15 protein-coding genes are annotated in these 22,301 nt (G+C 48.6%); 11 read left to right on the top strand and 4 right to left on the bottom strand.

Features of this window, described 5'->3' with window-relative positions:
• Nucleotides 1-253: 253 nt before the first annotated feature.
• The 5 genes from ACQSGY_RS04440 (at nt 254) to ACQSGY_RS04420 (ending at nt 10,394) form a co-directional block, all read left to right on the top strand.
• A complete protein-coding gene (locus ACQSGY_RS04440; RefSeq protein WP_427050824.1) occupies nt 254-5,530 on the top strand; it encodes a fibronectin type III domain-containing protein in 5,277 nt (1,758 codons plus the stop codon).
• A gap of 90 nt (nt 5,531-5,620) precedes the next feature.
• A complete protein-coding gene (locus ACQSGY_RS04435; protein WP_188592287.1) occupies nt 5,621-5,893 on the top strand; it encodes a hypothetical protein in 273 nt (90 codons plus the stop codon).
• Nucleotides 5,871-7,715: an assimilatory sulfite reductase (NADPH) flavoprotein subunit gene (locus ACQSGY_RS04430; protein ID WP_427050862.1), complete on the top strand. Its 1,845-nt coding sequence runs from the start codon at nt 5,871-5,873 to the stop codon at nt 7,713-7,715. Before ACQSGY_RS04435 ends, ACQSGY_RS04430 begins: the two co-directional genes overlap by 23 nt.
• 53 nt (nt 7,716-7,768) lie before the next feature.
• Nucleotides 7,769-9,490 (top strand): assimilatory sulfite reductase (NADPH) hemoprotein subunit, encoded by a 1,722-nt coding sequence (gene cysI, locus ACQSGY_RS04425; RefSeq protein WP_427050823.1) that lies wholly within the window; start codon nt 7,769-7,771, stop codon nt 9,488-9,490.
• A gap of 187 nt (nt 9,491-9,677) precedes the next feature.
• Complete coding sequence (locus ACQSGY_RS04420) at nt 9,678-10,394, top strand: YebC/PmpR family DNA-binding transcriptional regulator (RefSeq protein WP_111272847.1); 717 nt, start codon at nt 9,678-9,680, stop codon at nt 10,392-10,394.
• Between the two features lie 101 nt (nt 10,395-10,495).
• Here ACQSGY_RS04420 and ACQSGY_RS04415 read toward each other — a convergent pair whose 3' ends face one another.
• From ACQSGY_RS04415 to ACQSGY_RS04400, 4 genes are all read right to left on the bottom strand, one after another.
• Nucleotides 10,496-10,993: a DMT family transporter gene (locus tag ACQSGY_RS04415; RefSeq protein ID WP_253298888.1), complete on the bottom strand. Its 498-nt coding sequence runs from the start codon at nt 10,991-10,993 to the stop codon at nt 10,496-10,498.
• Between the two features lie 17 nt (nt 10,994-11,010).
• Entirely contained in the window at nt 11,011-11,709 is a 699-nt protein-coding gene (locus tag ACQSGY_RS04410; protein ID WP_427050822.1) for a Crp/Fnr family transcriptional regulator, read from the bottom strand.
• A 28-nt stretch (nt 11,710-11,737) separates the two neighbouring features.
• Nucleotides 11,738-12,163, bottom strand: coding sequence for a DMT family transporter (locus ACQSGY_RS04405; RefSeq protein WP_426334699.1), 426 nt, complete (start codon nt 12,161-12,163; stop codon nt 11,738-11,740).
• 997 nt (nt 12,164-13,160) lie between these two features.
• A complete protein-coding gene (locus tag ACQSGY_RS04400; RefSeq protein ID WP_427050821.1) occupies nt 13,161-13,988 on the bottom strand; it encodes a Nif3-like dinuclear metal center hexameric protein in 828 nt (275 codons plus the stop codon).
• 318 nt (nt 13,989-14,306) lie between these two features.
• Between ACQSGY_RS04400 and ACQSGY_RS04395 the strand changes: the two genes are divergently transcribed.
• The 6 genes from ACQSGY_RS04395 (at nt 14,307) to ACQSGY_RS04370 (ending at nt 22,268) form a co-directional block, all read left to right on the top strand.
• On the top strand, nt 14,307-14,903 hold the full coding sequence (locus ACQSGY_RS04395) for a biliverdin-producing heme oxygenase (RefSeq protein WP_427050820.1): 597 nt from the start codon (nt 14,307-14,309) through the stop codon (nt 14,901-14,903).
• 212 nt (nt 14,904-15,115) lie between these two features.
• On the top strand, nt 15,116-16,780 hold the full coding sequence (locus tag ACQSGY_RS04390) for a TerB N-terminal domain-containing protein (protein WP_427050819.1): 1,665 nt from the start codon (nt 15,116-15,118) through the stop codon (nt 16,778-16,780).
• A 2-nt stretch (nt 16,781-16,782) separates the two neighbouring features.
• Entirely contained in the window at nt 16,783-18,171 is a 1,389-nt protein-coding gene (locus ACQSGY_RS04385; protein WP_427050818.1) for an ATP-binding protein, read from the top strand.
• Entirely contained in the window at nt 18,168-20,372 is a 2,205-nt protein-coding gene (locus tag ACQSGY_RS04380) for a DEAD/DEAH box helicase (protein WP_427050817.1), read from the top strand. Before ACQSGY_RS04385 ends, ACQSGY_RS04380 begins: the two co-directional genes overlap by 4 nt.
• A 296-nt stretch (nt 20,373-20,668) precedes the next feature.
• On the top strand, nt 20,669-21,643 hold the full coding sequence (locus tag ACQSGY_RS04375) for an EamA family transporter (RefSeq protein ID WP_427050816.1): 975 nt from the start codon (nt 20,669-20,671) through the stop codon (nt 21,641-21,643).
• Between the two features lie 199 nt (nt 21,644-21,842).
• Nucleotides 21,843-22,268, top strand: coding sequence for a cupredoxin domain-containing protein (locus tag ACQSGY_RS04370; RefSeq protein WP_111272825.1), 426 nt, complete (start codon nt 21,843-21,845; stop codon nt 22,266-22,268).
• The last annotated feature ends 33 nt before the right edge of the window (nt 22,269-22,301 follow it).

The following is a 22,301-nucleotide window of genomic DNA, read 5'->3' as shown; positions in this document are numbered from 1 at the left end:
GTTTTTTGTCGCATCCACGTGAAGCGCTAAATAGGACAAAAGAATGGTTGACAGTCTGAAAAGCAAACGATATTCTATGTTTAGAAAGCGGTTACATTGCGCAGGTGAAAAAATCTGTTTTGATATGACACGGGCAAGAAAGGTACGGTCTTCCGTAACGTTAGCTGATTGCGCTTGGCAGATGAAAAACAGGTCTTTTTTTTAACTCTAAATGAAACCGGTTTCATTAAAATTGCAAAGGAGCGAATCGATATTGGATAAACTGAAAAAGCCAATTTCAGTCCTGTTATCTGCTGCACTGCTCTTATCATCAGGACCGTTCATGTACCCGAACAGAGCCCACGCAGATGAGGCTTCGAATCCCGGTTCCAGCCCGTGGATTCAAGACGATTTTTCCGATGGAGATTATACGGCTTCACCTGCATGGAATGTCATCTCGGGCAGTTGGGAAGTGGCAGCGGATCCGGCGGATGCATCTAATCAGGTTCTTTTTCAAAACAGTACGGATGAAGGCTTCATTTCGACCGGAGAGTCCGTAGCGGACAAAACGGTGTCCATGCGTTTTTATACAGGAGAAGCCAAGGGGTATCCCGGCATTTTGCCGCACTTTCAGGACAGGAACAATTATTACTATTTTCAGATGAAGGTGCCTGACAACCAACTCGTTTTCACCAAAAAAATAAATGGTACGGATACTACGCTGAAATCAGCGAACTTTACGTTTAGTAAAAATACGTGGTATACGCTCAAAGTGGTGCTTTCAGGTACATCCATTCGTGCGTACATTGTCGATAACGGAACGGACCGATTGGTGTTTGATCTGAATGATGCCTCAATTGCATCAGGTACCGTAGGCATTCGCAACAAGTGGCAGACCGTACATATTGATGATGTGATTATTGCGGAGCCGCCGCGTGTGAATGAAGCTGAACTGACAAGTGATGGAGCGACAGGAACCTCCGTTTCACTGCATTGGCCAGAGATTGAAGGGGCAACCGGATACCATTTGTACCGTTCAAACACCAGAGAAGGGGGATACGCTCTAGTAAAACAGGTAACATCATCCGCTTATGTGGACGAGGGGTTAAGCTCGGATACGACCTATTATTACAAGCTCGCCTACAACTATGGAGGGTTAACCGAGTCGCAGTGGTCAGCTCCGCTTGAAGCCAGAACCGTGGCCGAGGCACCTCAGGCGCCAGGTAATCTGAAAGCAGTAGCGCTTACATCAACAAGTGTGAAACTAACCTGGGATGCGGTGAATAAGGCCACGGGTTACCGAGTCGCTCGGGCTGAACAGGGAACAGAATCATATGAACAGATATATGAAGGCAGCGACTTGTCGTTTACCGATCAGGAGCTTGTGCCTGGAAAAAGTTACAGCTATCGGGTGACCGCAACCAATGCTGCGGGTGAATCGTCATACAGCACGGTGGAAGCACAGACGTACAACTTCAACTCTCCAGTAGGCTTTGCTGTCTCCGCTGTAACGGATACGTCCGTTTCCTTAGGCTGGGATGCACTGCCAGGATCGGAAGTCTCCTACACCGTGTCGAGGGCAACAAGTGCTTCAGGAACTTATCAGCAAGTCTATACCGGAAATGCAACCACGATGCAAGATACGGGTCTGACGATGGGCACGGGTTACTTCTATACGATTCAGGCCAACGTGGATGGCAAGGATACACCTGCTTCCGTGCCGCTGGGTGTATCCACAGTACGTACAAGTATAACGCCTGGTCAGCTGTGGCCGGATCAGAACGGCAAACCGATCGATGCGCATGGCGCAGGTTTCTTATACGATGAAAAAACCGAAAAGTACTACTGGTATGGGGAATATCATACAGGTGGCTGGCCTGCCATGGGCGTACGTGTGTATTCCTCCAAGGATCTACTCAACTGGACTGACGAAGGCATGGCTCTTACGATGCTGCAGTCCATGGATGATTTTGACACAAACCCGCTATTTAAAGAGCTGTATGCCGGGCGCGAGGATCGCGTGGATATTTGGGCAGACATTCGCAAGGGACGGATTATCGAGCGTCCGAAGGTAATTTACAATGATAAAACGAAGAAATACGTGATGTGGGCCCATATGGACGGAGACAAGGACCCGTATAACAACAACGCCAACTATGGCAAGGCGAAGGCGGGTTATGCGATCAGTGACTCACCGACAGGACCTTTTGTATATCAGAAAAGTTATCGGATGGACATGGCCCCTGAAGGTGAGAAGGACTACTTCCCAAGCGATAAGGGCATGGCTCGTGACATGACACTATTCAAGGATGAGGATGGCACAGGTTATCTGATCTATTCCAGCGAGGAAAATCTGACGCTCTATATTTCCAAGCTCACCGATGATTACAGTGATGTCACAGGCTGGCATAAGGAAGGGCGTACGGATGATAAAGGCAATCCGGTTCGCGATAGCGTGTATCAAGCGGAATATGGTGTTGACTACGTGCGTGTGTTCCCGGGTGGACAGCGCGAAGCACCGGCGATGTTTAAATATCAGGGCAAATATTACATTTTAACATCAGGGGCTACAGGGTGGGCGCCCAATGAAAATAAAGTTACCGTTGCAGACCATATCTTCGGACCCTGGTCGGCAATGAGCAATCCGTTTGTCCGTACACTTTCAAGTGATCCTGATCCTGGGAAGGCGTTTGGAACACAGGCGACCTCGGTCATCCCTGTTGACCCGGCAAAGGGCAAATTTATTTATGTGGGGGATACGTGGAACGGGGGCAACTTTGCGAATGATGCCGCCAAATATGTGTTTTTGCCAATTGAATTTGGCATCGGGTCGGATATTGCGATCAAGTGGTATGGCAGCTGGACTCCCGATCTGCTGAATTCGATGGGTAAGGTAGATATTGTAGATAAGCTGCCAGAGGCGGTGAAGCTTGGCGAAGTTCCAGCCCTGCCTTCTACCGTGAAGGTTCGTGATGGTGATCAGTTGGTGTCAACGCCAGCGGTATGGACGATTAATCATCGGGCGATGACTGCTGAGGATTTTGCCAAGCCGGGTCCGCTCACGTTGCAGATCACGACACCTGAGTATAACAACAAAACGCAGGCGGTTCGTGTCTATGTCATCCCTGACAACACCTTATATTTTGTGAACAGTGGTGGTTATGAGACAGCGGATTACAAACTGATGAGTGATTACATGACAGATACGCTGGTTCATCCGGGAGTGGTGGATCAGATGTATGCTCCGGCAGAAGGGCGGTCATGGGGTTACGTGAGTGCGGATGCATTACCTTCCGGCTCGAGCGGGGGAGATATTTTCTCGACTGTGCGTTATTTAAACGGAGGTAATGTTAGCAATTCGCCCAAAGGCAAGGATCTGACTTACAATTTTGATGTTCCCAATGGTGTATATGATGTATACGCGGGATTTAATGATCCGTGGACAAACAGTTCACGCCGCGCGGATCTTCTGATTAACGGTACCAATACAGGGGCAGTTACGTATATTCCTGCCAGTGTAAGAGCACATAAAGGCTTAGAGGTAACGGGCGGCAAAATTGACGTCACGGTGCGAAACACGGCCTCTCAGGACCCGTTGATTAGCTGGATCATGATTGTAAAGCCTGATCAAACAGCTCCCGTATACGGCAACGGCGGCTTGCACAGCGTTTCTGCTACTTCTACCACTGTAACGCTCGCATGGGATGCACTTTCAGGCGCAGCAAGCTATAAGCTCTATCGCTCAGATCAGGAGCAGGGTTCCTATGAGGCGATCTATTCCGGCGCACTTCAGGAGTACACAGATTCCGGGCTGACTGAAGATACGACATACTATTATAAAGTCGAGGCACTGGACGAGGCAGGTATTTCACTTAAAGGACTGTCCGATGCGTATTCCGTGACAACAACCCTGCAGTCTGCTGCGGAGGTGGCTTCAGCTATAACAACCCTTGAACAGCCAACAACTGCTTCTTCCAAAATAAAGCTGCCTGTGCTGCCGCAAGGTTTCACAGCATCCATTCATTCCAGCACTGTACCATCGATCATAAAGCTGGATGGTACGATTATTCTTCCAGCCACTGAAACGACAGTGCGCATTGAATTGGAGATTACACGTGCCTCGGATGGAAGCAAGGCACTAACGATTCCATTATCTATCAAAGTGCCCGCACGTACCACATCACCTGGCGGCTCTGATCCAGGAGGTAACTCAGGCGGAGGATCAGGAGGCAATTCCGGCGGCGGAACGGGGAATAGCTCAGGAGGTACGAGTGGAAACGGTTCTTCAAATCCGGGCAGTAACGGCGGCCAAACAGGGAACGGTAACACCGGTACTGGGCCATCACCTGCTTCTCCTCAGACAGGTGCGGATCGCGCGATCGTAGAACTGCAGCCATCCGTGGATGCCAAGGGCATTGCACAGTCCAAGGTGGACTCCGCTGTTATTGAAGCTGCAGTGAAAGCTGCCCCGCTTACGGGAGAAGGCACACGTCTGGTTGAATTTAATCTGAAGGCGGCTCCGAAAGCGTCCGCTTATGAGATGATGCTGCCAGTCTCATCATTGCTGGATCTGAAAACATCCGATATATTCCGTATCGTATCAGAGATAGGGGCAGTTGAGCTTCCTGCTGACTTGCTTGGTAAAGGTGGAGCCCAAGACGGCACAATTGCTGTGAGATTTGTTCATACTGCATTGCCACAAGCTGCTGCAGATCGTTTGGGTACAGCGCAGGGCGTACAGCTTCAGTTCAGCCTGAATGATAAAGTATTTGTGCCGAATCAGAAAATATCACTGCAATTGCCGTATTCTCCATCGAAAGAGATCGCCGCAGATAAAGTTATTGCAGTGCAGATTGGGCCGAACGGTGAGATAACACCACTGCCACAAAGCTTTTTTGATGAAAAACGGGGTGAGGTTGTTTTTTCCGATTCATCTTCTTCTTTGACTGGTACGTATGTTGTTGTGTCTAGTGAAGCGCCATTTGCTGATCTGACGGATGTACCTTGGGCACAGAAAGCGTTGGAGGCACTCGCTGTTCGAGGTGTGCTTGATGCAACAGATCGCGAGGGAATCACGCAGCTGCATCCGAAACAGGAAATGACACGTGCACAATTTGTACAGTGGCTTGTCTCTTCGTTAGGATTAAGAGCAGAAGCTGCTGATCCGTTTAAGGATGTAACCGAGCAATCGCCATACTATACTGCGGTTAATGTGGCACGATCCCTTGGTATTACAGATGGAGCCGGGAATGGACGTTTTCTGCCTGAATCTGCGATCACCCGTCAGGAAATGATGGTGTTAACAGTGAGAGCACTTGAAGCAGGAGGAATCATTGATGAAGGAACACAACAGAGTGCCGCAGGTGAGCTTGCTCAATTCAAAGATGAAGGCAAGATACGTGCTTATGCGAGAGACAGCATATCAACACTCGTACAGCTGGGCATCGTAAGTGGTTATAATGGTGAAGTCAAACCACTGGCTGAAGCAAATCGGGCTGAATCTGCCGCACTGCTCTACGCCATGATGAGCAAGCTTGTCTGGAAAAAGTGACGATGTATCGATCTATTATTTTATATCCATGCTGCTATTTCGTATCGACGCAGTTTCATTTATGATGTACCCGTTAAACTAGACAAAAGCTTGCTTTGGCCTGAGCTTCAGGTTGAAGCAGGCTTCTTTGTTATATTCATTGCTGTCAGTATAGAAATAAAGGCTGCCATATGTGAAACCACTAAATTAGCTCGTTTTGTTCCTTTATTAGAGAAACTGATAAATGGTATAAAATCATTGAAATTGACCCTTATCCCCCGGTGTGTTAGGTTGAAAGAAGAAATTAATATGATCATTTTAGTAGGAATTAAAATTGAAGCAGTGCGTGAGGTGGCAGATGGTGGAACTTCAAGTGACAAATAGTCCTTTTAATCAAGAGCAGGTAGAATTGCTCAATCGTCTTATTCCTACATTAACGGACGGACAAAGACTGTGGCTTAGCGGATATATTGCCGCATTTCAAGCAGGAGCGGTAGCAGCAGCACCGACAGGTTTGGTTGGGTTGAACGGGCAAAATGCAACAGGGGCAGCAGCAACTGTAAGTGCTCCGGCCGTATCACGTGAGGTTACGGTACTATACGGCTCTCAGACAGGCAATTCGATTGGACTTTCGAAGAAGCTTGCTAAAAAGCTGGAGGAACAAGGCCTGCAGGTGACGCTGTCATCTATGGGGGATTTCAAGCCGAACGGACTGAAAAAAATTGAAAATCTCCTGATTGTAGTCAGCACACATGGTGAAGGGGAACCGCCGGATAATGCGATTTCGTTCCATGAGTTCCTGAATAGCAAACGAGCGCCTAAGCTTGACGGGCTTCGTTATTCCATCCTGGCGCTGGGAGATACTTCATATGAGTTTTTCTGCCAGACAGGTAAAGATTTCGACAAACGGCTTCAGGAATTGGGCGGCACAGCGCTGGTACCTCGGGTAGACTGTGATGTTGATTTTGATGAGCCGGCTGCGCAGTGGATGAATGATGTTCTGGCTTCGCTCAGCAGCACACCTGCTGCTGCGGGAACGGTAACCAGTGAAGCTGTCACAGCTGCGGTAAGCAGTGGGGAATCCGAATTCAACCGTACAAATCCGTTCAAGGCAGAGGTCTTAGAAAATCTGAACCTGAATGGCCGTGGATCAGACCGCGAGACACGTCATATTGAGCTGTCTCTGGAAGGGTCTAATCTGGATTATGAGCCAGGTGACAGCCTGGGGGTTTTCCCGGAGAATCATCCGCGTCTTGTTGACGAATTGATTGCAGCTATGGGCTGGAACGCAGACGAACGTGTGACTGTTAACAAAAATGGGGACCAGTTGTCTGTTTATGAAGCCTTGCTGCGTCATTACGAAATTACAGCAGTAACCAAACCGGTGGTGGAGCAGCTTGCCAAGCTGAGTCCGGAGAGCGGGTTGGCGGCGTTGCTGGCAGATGATGCTGAATTCCGCAACGTCATGAACAGCTGTGATCTGCTGGATCTGGTTCAGGATTATGCTTTGAAAGGTATTGCTGCTGCTCCGTTTCTGGCAGTGCTGCGTAAAATTCCGGCACGTCTGTACTCCATTGCAAGCAGCTCCAAAGCTTTCCCGGATGAGGTTCATCTGACTGTACGAACCGTGCGGTATGAAGCACGTGGCAGAGAACGTTACGGGGTATGCTCTGTACATCTGGCTGAACGAATTGAAGCGGGGGATACATTACCTGTTTATATCCAGCACAATCCCAACTTCAAGCTGCCTGAGAACCCGGACACCCCGATTATTATGGTTGGACCCGGGACAGGGGTGGCCCCGTTCCGAGCTTTCCTTGGTGAACGGGAGGAGATCGGTGCAGAGGGCAAAACATGGCTGTTCTATGGGGATCAGCATTTCTCTACAGACTTCCTGTACCAGACGGAGTGGCAGCGTTGGCTCAAAGACGGCGTGCTGACCAAGATGGATGTGGCCTTCTCACGTGATACAGAACAGAAAGTATATGTACAGCACCGTATGCTGGAACATAGCAAGGAATTGTATCAATGGATTCAGGAAGGCGCAAGCATATACATCTGTGGCGATGAGAAAAAAATGGCTCATGATGTGCATGCAGCACTGATCTCCATTCTACAGCAGGAAGGCGGCTTGTCACCTGAGCAGGCAGCGGACTACATGACGCGTTTGCAGCAGGAGAAACGTTATCAGCGGGACGTGTATTAATTCCCGGCTGAGCCAAAGAAGTATTTTCTGCAGAAACGAGAGGAGAAAGCAGCATGGCTTATAACAATTTACTTAACCCGCAGCGCACAAACAGCGATGTGGAAGATATAAAGATCAAAAGTAATTACCTGCGCGGCAGTCTCACCGAGACGCTGGCTGATCGCATTACCGGCTCCATTCCAGAAGACGACAACCGTCTGATGAAACATCATGGCAGCTATATGCAGGATGATCGTGATCTGCGTAACGAGCGCAACAAATCCAAGCTGGAGCCTGCTTACCAGTTCATGCTGCGTGTAAGAGCTTCCGGCGGGATTGTTACACCCGAGCAGTGGCTGATGATGGACCGTGTAGCTCATAAATATGCGAATCAGACCATTCGTTTGACCACACGTCAATCGTTCCAGCTTCATGGTGTATTGAAATGGGACCTCAAAAATACAATTCGTGAAGTGAACGATTCTCTGCTCAGCACATTGGCTGCATGCGGAGACGTGAACCGTAACGTGATGTGCAACCCGAATCCGAACCAGTCCGAAGTTCATGCTGAAGTGTACGAATGGGCTTGCCAGGTGAGCAACCACCTTGACCCTCGTACTCGTGCTTATCATGAGCTGTGGCTGGACGGAGAAAAAGTGATCGACTCCCAGGAATCCGATGAAGAGGTTGAACCGATCTATGGCAAAGTGTATCTGCCGCGTAAGTTCAAGATCGGGATTGCGGTGCCTCCTTCCAATGATGTGGATGTATTCTCACAGGATCTTGGATTTATCGCGATTGTGGAGAATGGCAAGCTGCAAGGCTTCAACGTATCGGTCGGTGGAGGCATGGGCATGACGCATGGGGATTCGAAAACGTATCCTCAGGTATCCAAGGTGATCGGCTTTTGCACACCAGAGCAGATGATTGATGTGGCAGAAAAAACGGTGATGATCCAGCGTGACTACGGGGATCGTGCGGTCCGCAAGCATGCGCGTTTCAAATATACAGTGGATGACCGCGGTCTGGAATGGTTTACCAATGAACTGACCAGCCGTTTGGGCTGGAGTCTGGAAGCGGCACGTCCGTATCATTTTGAGCATAACGGAGATCGCTACGGTTGGGTGAAGGGCAGTAACGGCAAATGGCACTACACATTGTTCATTCAGAATGGTCGGGTTAAGGATGTGGACGGTTATCCACTCATGACGGGGTTGCGTGAAATTGCCAAAATACACACCGGTGATTTTCGTTTGACGGCAAACCAGAACCTGATTATTGGCAACATTAGCAGCCAGAAAAAGAAAAAGATCGAAGCGTTGATTCAGCAATATCATCTCACAGATGGTGCTCATTATTCTGCGCTGCGCAGAAGCTCTATGGCTTGTGTTGCACTCCCGACGTGCGGTCTTGCGATGGCTGAGTCCGAGAGATACTTGCCTTCTCTGATTGACAAGCTTGAGCCTGTGCTGGATGAAGCAGGGCTGCGAGATGAAGAGATCGTCATTCGCATGACGGGCTGCCCGAATGGATGTGCCAGACCGATGCTGGCAGAGATTGCTTTTATCGGGAAAGCACCGGGCAAGTACAATTTCTATCTGGGTGGCAGCTTCACAGGCCATCGTCTGAATAAGCTGTATCGTGAAAATATCGGTGAAGCTGAGATTCTGGAGATTCTGACACCGATGATTAATCAATATGCCAAAGAGCGTAATGAAGGTGAGCATTTCGGAGACTTTGTTATCCGTGCAGGTTATGTACCTGAAGTGCTGGACGGTAGACAGTTCCACGCGTAACCGAATGTTACCTGAACAAAGCATTCCTATACGGAGTGCTTTTTGTTTCGTCAGGACGCTTAAGGGGTGGGATAATTACAGTAAGTATTCCCATTATTTCGTGGCAGTGAACTTGTTGAACCGGACACAACAAGATATAATGACAAAGTAGAAAGCAGATTACATGTTGAAAGTGAGCGGAAACGATATGGGTCGTAAGTGGAATAATATTAAGGAAAAGAAAGCTTCAAAAGATGCAAACACCAGCCGGGTCTACGCCAAATTCGGCGTTGAGATCTATGTAGCGGCCAAGAAGGGCGAACCGGACCCGGAAGCAAACCGTGCGCTCAAGGTCGTTCTGGAGCGCGCCAAAACGTATAATGTACCTAAAGCGATCATTGACCGTGCTATGGAAAAAGCGAAAGGCAGCGGGGACGAGAACTATGAGGAGCTGCGTTACGAAGGCTTTGGACCGAACGGTGCTATGGTCATCGTGGACGCTCTTACCAATAACGTAAACCGTACAGCACCTGAAGTACGTTCGGCCTTTAACAAAAACGGAGGCAACATGGGTGTCAGCGGTTCTGTTGCGTACATGTTTGATCCGACAGCTGTCATTGGCGTGGAAGGAAAAAACGCTGAGGAAGTACTGGAGATCATGCTGGAAGCAGATGTAGACGTTCGTGACATCGTGGATGAAGATGAAGCGGTCATCGTATACGCTGAGCCGGATCAATTCCACGCTGTACAGGAAGCTTTCAAGAATGCTGGCGTGACGGAGTTCACGGTGGCCGAGCTGACGATGCTGGCGCAGAACCACATTGAACTGCCTGCCGACGCACAAGTTCAGTTCGAGAAGCTGATCGACGCGCTGGAAGACCTGGAAGATGTGCAGCAGGTGTATCATAACGTGGAGTTTGTCTAAGCGACTAGACTTCACAGGTTTACGTATATTGTAATACAAATAAAAAGAGTGCTTTCCAATCCTTTCAGCGGGATTGGTTAGACACTCTTTTTGTATTATTCTCAAGATTTACTCGGTACTGTGTGAGGTGACTTATCCGATGAATCGGATGATTCCTTTTTCAGCCCGCCAAACTTGAACAGCACAATGCCGCCTACAATGACGAGTACACCGAGCAGCTGGTTCCAGGAGAACGGGATTGGCTCAAGGCCAAGCCAGCCCATGGAATCAAACAATAGGGCAAAGCTCAGCTGAGAGGTTAACACGATGGATATCGCATAGGTCGGACCCAGAAGCTTCATGCCTTGTACAAGGCAGAACACAACACCAACGCCGATTGCACCACTCAGCCAGTACCATGGCTGCATGTGCTGCAGGCTGAATGTATTTTTCCCTTCAACAAGCAGGGAGATCAGAAAAGAAGCGATAAATCCCGTAAACAGCACCAGCGTTGTGGTGGACCATGACCCTGTGCGTTCATTGACTTTACTATTAAATATTGTTTGCAGACTTACCAGGGAACCTGCCAGAAGTGCAAGTAAAACTCCAGTGATGATCATACGTATAGTCAGACTCCTTATTCATAAATGTTGTGACCCGCAATGTTACGCAGGCCAGCACGATTTTTGATCTGAATCAATCCTTGATGCCGTTCAATATACCCATCTGAACAGAGTTTCTGTATCACCCGATTCAAGTGTCGATAGCTGGTTCCGATCAGGTTGGCTATGTCCGTCAGGTTAAAGGCATCCAGTTCCTCATGTATGACCGTGCCGCCTTCATCCGTCGAGATCGAAAGCAAATAGCTGGCTAAACGGACCTCTACCGGATACATCAGATTAAAATTGGAGAAGTTCGAATCAATATAAAACTTGTGTGAGATGATTTTTAACAAAAATTGCAATAAAGGTGCATAATCACTGGCAAGCTCGGTGAGCCAGCGGTAATGGATGCGCAGCATAACAACAGGTGACACCGCTTGAACGGTGTTCACCGTGTTGCTTTCACGAACGTATTCGATATCCCCGACCACTTCGAGTGGTGTTTTAAAACAGAGCACCAGTGTTTTGTCCTGCGGAGAGGTGGTGAAAATTTTGATTTTCCCCTCAACCAGTACATATAAGTATTCAGATGCTTCGCCCTCGCGGCAAATCAGCTCGCATTTATCAAATTGACATAGGGTCATATGTGGACGCAGGTTCTCGTGAAAGACCGTCTCCAGTTGATATTGCTGCAAATAGTGCATGATTTGTTGTGAATTATGAGTTTCTTCCATATGGTTTCACCCCTGCGTTCCTTCGGATTTACAGCTTCATAATGATGACACCGGTGATCATTAACGCAATGCCAATGAATTGCGGCAGTTTCATCTTTTGCTTAAGTACGCCAAACCATCCATTGCTGTCGATCAAAAACGTCAAAAACAATTGTGCGATCAGCAGCGCCGAGATGGTGAAGGTCACGCCGATCTGCTGAATCGCTGTGACTTCGCTGAAAATAATGACGGCTCCGAATGCTCCGCCAGCAAGATACATCGGTTTGACCTGTTTAATTCCCTGCAGATTGGTATCTCGCACAAACATCAAAATAATCGCTGCAAGGATAAAACCCGTCAATTGAGTAATGGTTGCGGCTTGCCATGTACCTATATCTGTACTGATTCTGGCGTTCGCAACCCCTTGCAGTGTAATGCAGGCTCCACCCAGCACGGCAAATATAATTCCTCTCATCCTTCTTCGTACGCTCCTTTGTTGCATGACTTCGATTTCTATTAAAAGATAAATTCATCATATTAGCCAAGGACAAATGTCCTGAATCTGAAATTCACAGCATTTAGCGTACAATAAAGCCCCGTCAAAATCCAGACGAAAGGTGAGAAGTGTGTGTGAAATGCCGGGACGAAGCAATGCACGTTGAAATATCTGACAGTTATCAGGGGAGAAAGTATGAGGGAAAGATGGAGTATGTATGAGTTCATACGTTAAGGAAGGAGGGAAGATAAGGGAGGCAAATAGGTAGCGAGTAGGAGACAGATGGGAGCTAAAGCTAGTGTAGGGAGTGTGAGTGTAGGTAGGTGCGAAATGAGGAAGAGTGAGCGTGGATGCGAGGTGAGCAGCTTGAGAGTAGATGGAAAGCTAGGTCGTGTGAGAAGAAAAGTTAGATCGCGTGAAATGGAAAGTGAACTGGCATTTGCGACAGGGGGCAGCATGAGAAAGGGGAACGTGAGTTAGATTAGAAAATACAGCAGGTGAGTTGGGGAAGAGGTGATGCAAAGAAGGAGCAAACAAAGGAATTGACAGTAGGTTAGCGGTGTAGGAAGTAAGTAGATTAGGAGGAGAAAGTGGGTGAGCAAGGGGGATAACATCAGGAAGGATGAGAATGTGAGTGCGTGCAGGTAATTGGGTAAACTTTTAAGTAATTAAGTAAGTAAAGCAACTGGGCAAGCAACTAGGTAAGGGGGACATGTGTGAAAGAGAGAAGTAACCGAAGCAGTAAATTCTAACGATCTCCAGAAACGCTATTGTGGCGATATTACACCGTTTTATATTCTAACGATCCGAGGAAAGCTTATTTGAGCAATTCGATGATGAATTAGGCATGCATCATGTGTTTTCAGCAAAATAAGGCTTCTACGAATCGTTACAATTCCAGAAGGTACTGAACCCCCAAAATAAGCTCATCTGAGATCGTTAGAACAAAAACGCTGTCGTGGCCAGCACGTGTATATCAAATCACCTCAAACACCGGTCGCTCCTTTACAAAAGAAACCTCAACCAATGGAAACGCCGCCGCCAGTCTGTCTGCGAGCAGCTTCATTCCTGGTGCCTCACTCTCGGCATGACCCACCATGATCAGAGCTTTCGATGCGCCCTGCTGCATCGCATCACGAATATATTCAGGTGTCTCCCACTCAAATCCTTCACCTGCAATAATCAGATCAATATGTTCTTTCTGCACTAGAGGAATAGTGACATGTCCGTTGCCACGGAATCCAACCAGGACAGCCGCACGTCTGCAAACGGTTTCAGGACGTCCCGCAATGCGAACATATTCTAAGCCAAGATGCTCCTTCAACTGCTGCGCGACGGCGCGAACGGTCGTTTCCTCTGGAAATGTAACAACATCTGTCTCTGATGTACGCTGACTCACATATGTATTCCACCCAAGATCGGATATAAGACCTTCCGTAATTCCATCCGGGTTGTAGCGATGAATAATATCATGGCAGCGAAAGATCGCAATGCCGGCTTGATCAATCATGTTTCTTTTGTACGTATAAACGTGGTCGGTTGCAAGCCAATCTGTAGCACTATGATGATTGTAAAAAGGGGATTCATGCGCAATGATCAGGTTGGCTCCTTGCTGAATGGCTTGTTCAATGACATGCTGTGTGGGCATGAATGTTACAACAATACCCGTAATGACTTGATCTGCTGATCCTGTAATGAGCTGGTCCACCGTGTTTTCGGGCAGTGTAATGTCTTGTGTGAGATGCAGTATAAAATCTTGTACCTGAAGTTCTTTGGATTTCTCGGGTGATAATTGATCCGTCATGTGCGTCAGCTTCCTTCCTTCAATATAAGGATATAGCGTTAGTGTACCATTTTTACATATAAAAACCAGTGATATATCAGCTAATCTGATTCGTAGTTATGTTAAGGGAATCGAAAAAAGCTGGGGATAACCGCTACTCTCCAGGTTATTCTGTCATATCGGAGTGATGTGCGTAAAATCTTTAGTTCAACTTATGTAGTTTTCCAGTACGAGAGAAAGTATACTTACATAGAGTCTTTGAATAGTCAGGTCTAACTCCATAACTCCAATCAATAGTTAAAGCAGTGAAGAATCACAGAAGGAAAGGGGAGCCCCGATATGACAGCAGCTACTATTATGGAACGTCTGAAGCAGGAGACAGCACATTACCATAGACAAGTGGAACAGAATGCTTACGCGAAAGCAATGATGGATCGCACGATAACGATGGACCAATATAAAGAATACCTTGAGAAATTTTACGGGTTCCTGAAGCCGCTGGAGGAGCAGGCTGTTATGCAGCCGTTCTGGGCAGAGACAGGACTTGATATGGCTGTGAGAGGCAAAGCGAGCCTACTTGAGCAGGATTTGCTGCATCTTGGAGCAAACGGGGAGCAGATCAGCCAGCTTCCACGCTGCACAGAGCTTCCTGATATATCCACCCCGGCACGACTGTTCGGGTATATGTATGTCATTGAAGGCTCGACGAATGGAGGGCAAATTCTGACCAAACGTTTGACGCAATTTTTGCCGATTGAAGCAGATCGTGGACTGCAATACTTCAATGCCTATGGCACGGAGACGCGAGCAAGATGGAGCGAGTTTATGCAGTTACTTCAGGAAACCGTTCTGACACCGGAAGATCATGATAGCGTTGTGCATACGGCTTCGGAGACGTTTCGCCTGCTGGATCAGTGGATAAATACTGAACGATAAGTGAGAAGACCGCACGGGATATCAAGAAAAATGCATATGTCGCCTGTAACATTAGAGGGTGGATCAGTCACGGAAGAGGGCAGACCTGCCTTCTTTTTTGGTGTGAAAAGAATGTATCAATTTGCTGCGCACAGAGGACAGACAAGTGTTATAATGATGCGTATGGATACACGTGTTCGTATTTTGTTGTGAAAGAGGTGGGTTCCATTCCGATGAGAGATCATTCTGAACAGCTGGAATTCATGGAAATAGATATAAGTGAAGATATAGAGCCTGCGTCCGTTCGCATCCCCGATCGCTCTTCCCTGGCGAACCATAGTCGTGAAGCATACATACAGACTGGCGCTGTTTTGTCCTCGGAGAAGCGATTTGTGGAAGAAGCAAGAAGGCTTGCAGAGGTCATAGGAGAAGAGACGTTGTCTGTTCCGTTTATGAGCTACTGGCCGACTTATGGCGTAATGAATGATGCGCAGCTCCGTTGGTATTGGTACTGGAGAACAGAGGTGCGTCAGGGAAATTACCTTGATGTCGATCTCTCGTATCTGTTTGTGCATATCTATGAATTGATCAATGGCATAGGCTGGCTGTATCCCGAGCAGGGTTACGAGCAATTAAAGCAGCTGTGGATTCAGTATCGTGAACGGCTGCCACAGTTAAACACGTATATGCAGGAGTGGATCGTCGATTTTGTGCTCGTGCACGAGCTTCAGCCGCGGCTACAAGAGGTCATGCTGCTCGCTGGCGGTTATTTGCCTGCACCGTTGCTGGACAAGGAACTACAGCGGATTATGGAAGGAAATGCTTCCGATTTCACGCTGGAGATGCTGCAGCGATATTATGACTATGATATCTCGCTTAACACGTTTTATCGGGACGGCGGCAAGGCAGTGATGGAACGGTATATTCCCCAAGTCATGGTTGTAGCGCATACCTATATGAAGCGAACGCAGCCGCACGGACTGCTACCGGAGATAAGCCTGGGGGCTGAGCGGACGATGGAGCGTACGCTGTTTCGCAAAGCGGTGTATGACGAGTCCATCTATGGCAGGTCCGTCTCGTTTACTTATTTTCCACTGGGTGAACAGACGGATTTTGTGCAGCGGTTAACGAGAATATACCGCTGTACGGAGAATAAGCTTCGAGAGCTACTAGGCTTCAGAGGGCGGTTGCGTGGCAAAACTTTGGAACCTGATCTTGCCCGTGTGATTGAGCGGTATATAGAGAAAGCGTATGCGCTTGAACAAACGGAGACAGCACCAGCACCCGTAATTCAGATTGATACAGCAAAGCTAGCCTCCTTGCAGGAGGACAGTGAGTATGTCCGCAAGGCACTGACGATTGAGGAAACCGAGCACTCCGGGTTTGATTCTGCTTCCGAAGCTGCTGCCGAGTCTGAAACGATTGAACCAGACCAAGATAAGATGCCTGCAGCGCCGCGGTTCACGGAGCAACAAGAAGACCCGAGCCGGGAACAAGCCAACTTAGCAGCCACAACCTCAATTGAAGCAGAAGAGATGAACGAACTGCTTGAAGCAAAATCCTCTGTAGAGTCAGAGGTGCAATTCCTGCGGGAAGATGCAGCTTCAGCGAAGATTGAACTGCAATGGGACGAGTCCGTTTCAGCCAGCTTGCAGCAAGAATGGCATGATTTTGCCGGGCGGCTGGAGACGCGGCATGTGAAGGCTGTTCAAGTGCTGCTTGGTGATCATGTAGATGCCGAGCTGATGCGTCTGGCGAATGAAACAGGCACAATGCCCGCGCTTTTACTGGATGAAATCAATGATATTGCAATGGAGACGATTGGTGATCTGCTCATAGACGGAGACCGAATTGCTCCTGAGTATATGGATGTATTTGAACATGTGAAGAGGTGTTAACTGTGACAGAACATAAAACGGGCAACCTGAATTTTTCGGAAAATGGACAGTCGGCAATTAAAATTCCCAGACGCTTGACCACCGCACTTGTTAACTCTTTAACGGCAGGGGTTGTTCCACGAATCGGGCTGGAGCAGATTGCTGTGGGACGTAAGCCTGAAGTGGAGGCGATACTGCGGGATTTGGAAAATATCGCCGAAGGCGGTGCTGCGTTCAAGCTGATTACAGGCCGATATGGCAGTGGTAAAAGCTTTCTTTTACAAATGATTCGCAACTATGCGATGGATCGTGAATTTGTTGTTGCGGATGCGGATTTATCCCCGGAGCGCAGGCTTGTCGGCACAAAAGGTCAGGGACTGGCCACGTATCGTGAACTGATGACGCGACTATCCACCCGCACACGCCCGGACGGAGGCGCACTCGAGCCTATTTTGCAAAAATGGATTGCAGGTTTGCAGCAGATGACGATGAATACGCTGAATTTGCGCCCGGATGACCCTGCCCTGACATTAGAGGTCGAAAAGCAGATTTATATGGTGACAGGTGAGATGCAGAATCTGGTTCACGGTTTTGATTTTGCGAAGGTGCTGGCAGCGTACTGGAATGGTTACAAACATGCGGACGATGACCAGAAGCAGTCAGCACTCCGCTGGCTTCGGGGGGAATATGCGACCAAAACGGAGGCGAAAAAGGAGCTGTCTGTCGGCGTCATTATTGATGACGATAACTGGTACGACTACTTCAAATTGTGGTCTGAATTTACGGCACGTATCGGTTACAAAGGACTGCTGCTTTTCATCGACGAAGCGGTGAACCTGTATAAAATTACAAATAGCGTATCACGCCAAAGCAATTACGAGAAGCTGCTGACCATGTTTAACGATACGATGCAGGGAAAAGCAGAGCATCTGGGTATTTTTGTGGGGGGAACACCTCAGTTTGTCGAGGATGAACGTCGCGGCTTATACAGCTACGAAGCACTTCGTTCGAGACTTGTTGACGGTCGTTATGCCGCCAGTGCGTATGCGAATTATACCGGGCCTATTATCAAGCTGGCGATGCTGTCGCATGAAGAGATTTTGATTTTATTGCAGAAGCTGCGCCAGATCCATGCGCTTCATTTTGCGTATACAGCGAGCTTGAGCGATGAACAATTAGTTGATTTTATGCAAATGGCTGTGAATCGCCTGGGAGCAGATGAGCTTTTGACAACACGGGAAGTGGTGCGTGACTTTATGGATGTGCTGCATACGCTGCAGCAGAATCCGGAAGTGACTTATGAGCAGCTGCTGGGTGAGCGTACAGCACAGGCCAAAGTTTCCATGCAGGGAAAATCGGGTTCAAAAGAAGGGGACGACCTAGATGAGTTTCTGGCGGAGTTTGAGTTATGAGTGACAATCCATTCTACAGACTGGCCCCGTTTGTGCAGGAGTTTATATATAAAAAAAGATGGGAAGCTCTGCGTCCTGCCCAGATTGAGGCGTGCAATATTTGCTTTCATACGTCACATCATATGCTGATTGCGGCAGGTACGGCTTCTGGCAAGACGGAGGCTGCTTTTTTTCCTGCATTAACGGAGCTTTATGACCAGCCCTCCAAGTCGGTGGGAATTCTCTATATTGGACCCTTGAAAGCACTGATTAATGACCAGTTTGAACGTCTGAAAGACCTGTTGTCCGAAGGTCATATTCCGGTCTGGCATTGGCATGGGGATGTTCCTCAGGCGGAGAAAACCAAGCTGATGAAAAATCCGTCAGGGGTGCTGCAGATTACACCCGAGTCGCTGGAGGGCTTGCTGATGAATCGGCCGAATGCCATTCCTGCCCTCTTCCACGATCTGCGTTATGTCATCATTGATGAGGTACATGCCTTTATGGGAGCAGATCGGGGCATTCAGGTGCTGAGTCAGCTGGCCCGGATTGAACGTATGGCTGGCTGTGCCCCGCGCAGAGTAGGGCTGTCGGCCACATTGAGTGATTATGATACGGCTACCGCCTGGCTGGCTGCGGGAACACGGCAAGGCGTGGATGTTGTATCTTCGCCCGGCGGCCGCAAGCTGCGATTGCGGGTGGAGCATTTTTCATTCCCGGATGCACAGAACGAGGAGCAGGCCGAGCAGCTGCATCATGCGCGTAAAGCCTATTATGACTTTATATATGAGAGCACACATCGTAAAAAAGCGCTGATCTTCACCAACAGCCGCACTGATGCGGAAGTGACGATTCTGGAGATGCGACGTGTCGCTGCGCGAAGAGAGGAGCGGGACGTGTTCCATGTGCACCATGGAAGCATCTCGGCCATGCTGAGAGAAGAAACCGAAGCGGCACTGCGCACGGGTGCAGGTCCGGCTGTTGCAGCAGCGACAGTGACGCTTGAACTCGGGATCGATCTTGGAGAACTGGAGCGGGTGGTTCAGCTTGGGGCACCTTACAGTGCATCGAGCTTTGTACAGCGGCTTGGCCGATCAGGGAGGCGTGATGACATGGCATCAGAGATGCTTTTTGTCTGCCCCGAGGAAGAGGACGAGGAGGCGCAGCTGCCTGCTCGCATGCCGTGGACGTTAATGCGCGCCATTGCTGTCATTGAGCTGTATGTCAGAACCAAATGGGTAGAGCCGCTGGAGGCTCGGAGGATGCCAATTGGTGTCCTGTATCACCAGACCATGAGTATGCTGAAAAGCATGGGGGAAGCGGAACCTAGAGAGCTTGCCGCAGCCATTCTCAGCCTGGCACCATTTTCAGAGATTACACCCGATCAATATCAAACCTTCCTCAATTATCTGATTGAGACAGATCATCTGCAGTGGACCGAGGAGCAGACACTGATTATCGGACTCACAGGCGAAAAAATTGTGAACAACTATCGTTTCTATGCCGTGTTTAAGGATGACGAAGAGCATAAAGTGCTGAACGGCTCGGAGGAGATCGGGTCCATCACAACGGTTCCGCCGCCGGGATACTGCTTCTCGCTTGCAGGCAAGCTGTGGAAGGTCGAAGAGGTGGACCACAAGCATAAGGCTGTGTATGTGAAGCCGGCCAAAGGCAAGGTCGATACACTGTGGCTCGGGGCAGGGGGAGATATTCATACCGCTGTTGTTCAAAAAATGCGTGAGGTGCTGTCCGATACAGTCATCTACCCTTATCTGTCACCCCAAGCCGTCAATCGGCTGGAACGGGCAAGACGCCTTGCACGCGAGAGCGGCTTGCTCAAGCAGGTTGTCATTCCGGCAGGCGGAGATTCCATGTATGTATTGCCGTGGGTAGGCAGCAAGGCGTTCCGTACACTGGAGCGGCTGATGAAGCATAATCTGTCGGAAAGGATGGCTTTGCGTTCGGTCGTGCCGATGGAGCCATATTATTTTGTCGTTTCGGGTAAAGTGGATGAACGAACGTTGTTAGCCGAGATGATGAGTGAATGCCGTATGGCACAAGACGCTTCTGCACTGTTAGCGGAGGACGAAGCGCCTTATCTTGGCAAGTATGACGAGTTTATCGCACCATCCTTGATTCGGGATGCTTTTGCCGTGGACGGGCTGGATCTGGAAGGGTTAAAAGCAGGGCTGCAGACTACGCTGGAGTGGGATTTGAATTAAAATTGAAATGGGGTTGACACAAGCTCACTCCACATGTAATATATGAAAAGTCGTCACATGAATGATATCTCAAATTGCATATTTCATTTCGTATAACCTCGCAGGCCGAAAGTGTACACAGGGCGAGGGTCTCTACGGGAAGCCTATACTTCCTAACTACGATGCCAGGGAATCAACGTATTCCTTGCACGGAGTTAGGATTTTTTGCATTTGACAATTTGACAGATATATCGTTGTGACCAACCTAAACCCGAATTCGGGACGTATTTTTGGATTATCAGGAGGTTTATTGAATCATGAAATATTATTTGTCTGTCCTGGCAGGAGCGATGAGCTACGGTATCCTGTCCACGATTGTTGTGCTCGCTTATGGTCAGGGATACCAGCTTGGCGAAGTGGTGGGCACCCAACTGATTACCGGCTTTATTCTGTCCTGGATGCTGGCATTATACACTCGCTTCAGAGCTGGACGCAGAAACAAGCGCGGTGTACAGCATAACGGAAAAACTGCGTCAGCGTCCGCTTCAACCGTGTTTGCACGTTTGACCTGGAAGCAGCGTCTGCTGCTGATGGCGGCAGGTACACCAACCGTAATTACCGGTCTCGTTTATTATCAATCGTTGCGTTATATACCTGCTTCATTAGCAATCATTCTGCTCTTTCAATTTACGTGGATCAGTGTACTGATTCAGGCGATCAGCAAACGTCAGCGCCCGGATAAAGTGACGTTCCTGACACTTCTCATTTTGTTTGGCGGCACACTGCTCGCCGCAGGTTTTCTGGAGCAGGGGCTTGGTGAATTCAGCGGCCTTGGTATTGCTCTTGGCCTGATGGCTGCGGTCAGTTATTCCTTGTTTGTGCTCTTTAGCGGCAAAGCCGTACCTTCTGCACACCCGGCATTTCGCAGTGCCTGGATGGTTACAGGTGGCTTGATCCTGTTATGTATTCTGTTCCCGCCGACCTTTCTCTTCAACGGTTTGATCTGGAGTCAGCTGCTTGTGTTCGGACTGCTGCTGGGATTCTTCGGCGCATTTATCCCACCTGTTCTGTTTGCGATCGGAGTGCCGCATATCGGTGGGGATATGGCAGGCATTCTGGGCGCCGTGGAGCTTCCGGTTGCGGTGCTGTTATCTTCAATCGTGCTGCATGAGCATGTGAGTGGATTGCAGTGGATCGGTGTGGTCATCGTGTTAATCGGTGTCGCTCTGCCAGAATTGTATAAAATGCGAATGAGACGAAGCCAGAGCCAGAGCAGTCCTTTATATTCCTGAGTGAGCTGCTGGAACCTGCTGTCCATGCGTAATGTCATACAAGGCCTGAGAAATCAGGCCTTTTCTCATTTTGTTCACAGGTTAGTCAGGGAATAGCCCGGAGGGGTCATTTTCATTAAGCAGTGAATGGGGTATGCTTGTAAAGTACATCCATCCACCTCACAAATGAAGATGGGACAACGCAATAAGGAGTGTTCATATGAATAGCTGGTTTAAGAAAGCATGGCCTTTATTAACTTTGGGTGTAGCCGTGGTTGCCCTGCTTGGATCATTTTTTGTATATTTCATGGGTAAGGACGTATCCCCGGGATCAGGCAAAGCAGTGACTGCTCAAGCCGAGACACCAGAGGATCTGAAAGGATATGAAGTTATTGATGTTAACGTAAGCAACGATGGATTCGAGCCTAATGTCATTGAGGTAAAATCCGGGGTGCCTACGAAAATCAATTTCATTCTGACCCGGAGCGTGACACACGTCAAATCGGTTGCTGCAGAGAAATTAGGTATGGACCTGTATATGCAAAAGGGAGACAATTATTACACGGTGGATCAGAACGTCAAGCCGGGAGAATACGAACTTCACTGCGGTATGTATATGATTTACGGAACGATCAAGGTGATATAATTTGTATAGCAGGAGCAGAGTTCGTTCTAACGG

This window comes from Paenibacillus sp. TC-CSREp1 (genome assembly GCF_050171015.1).
GTDB lineage: Bacteria > Bacillota > Bacilli > Paenibacillales > Paenibacillaceae > Paenibacillus > Paenibacillus silvae.
Note: the sequence above shows the minus strand (reverse complement) of the source record. Positions and strands in the feature narration are given on the sequence as shown.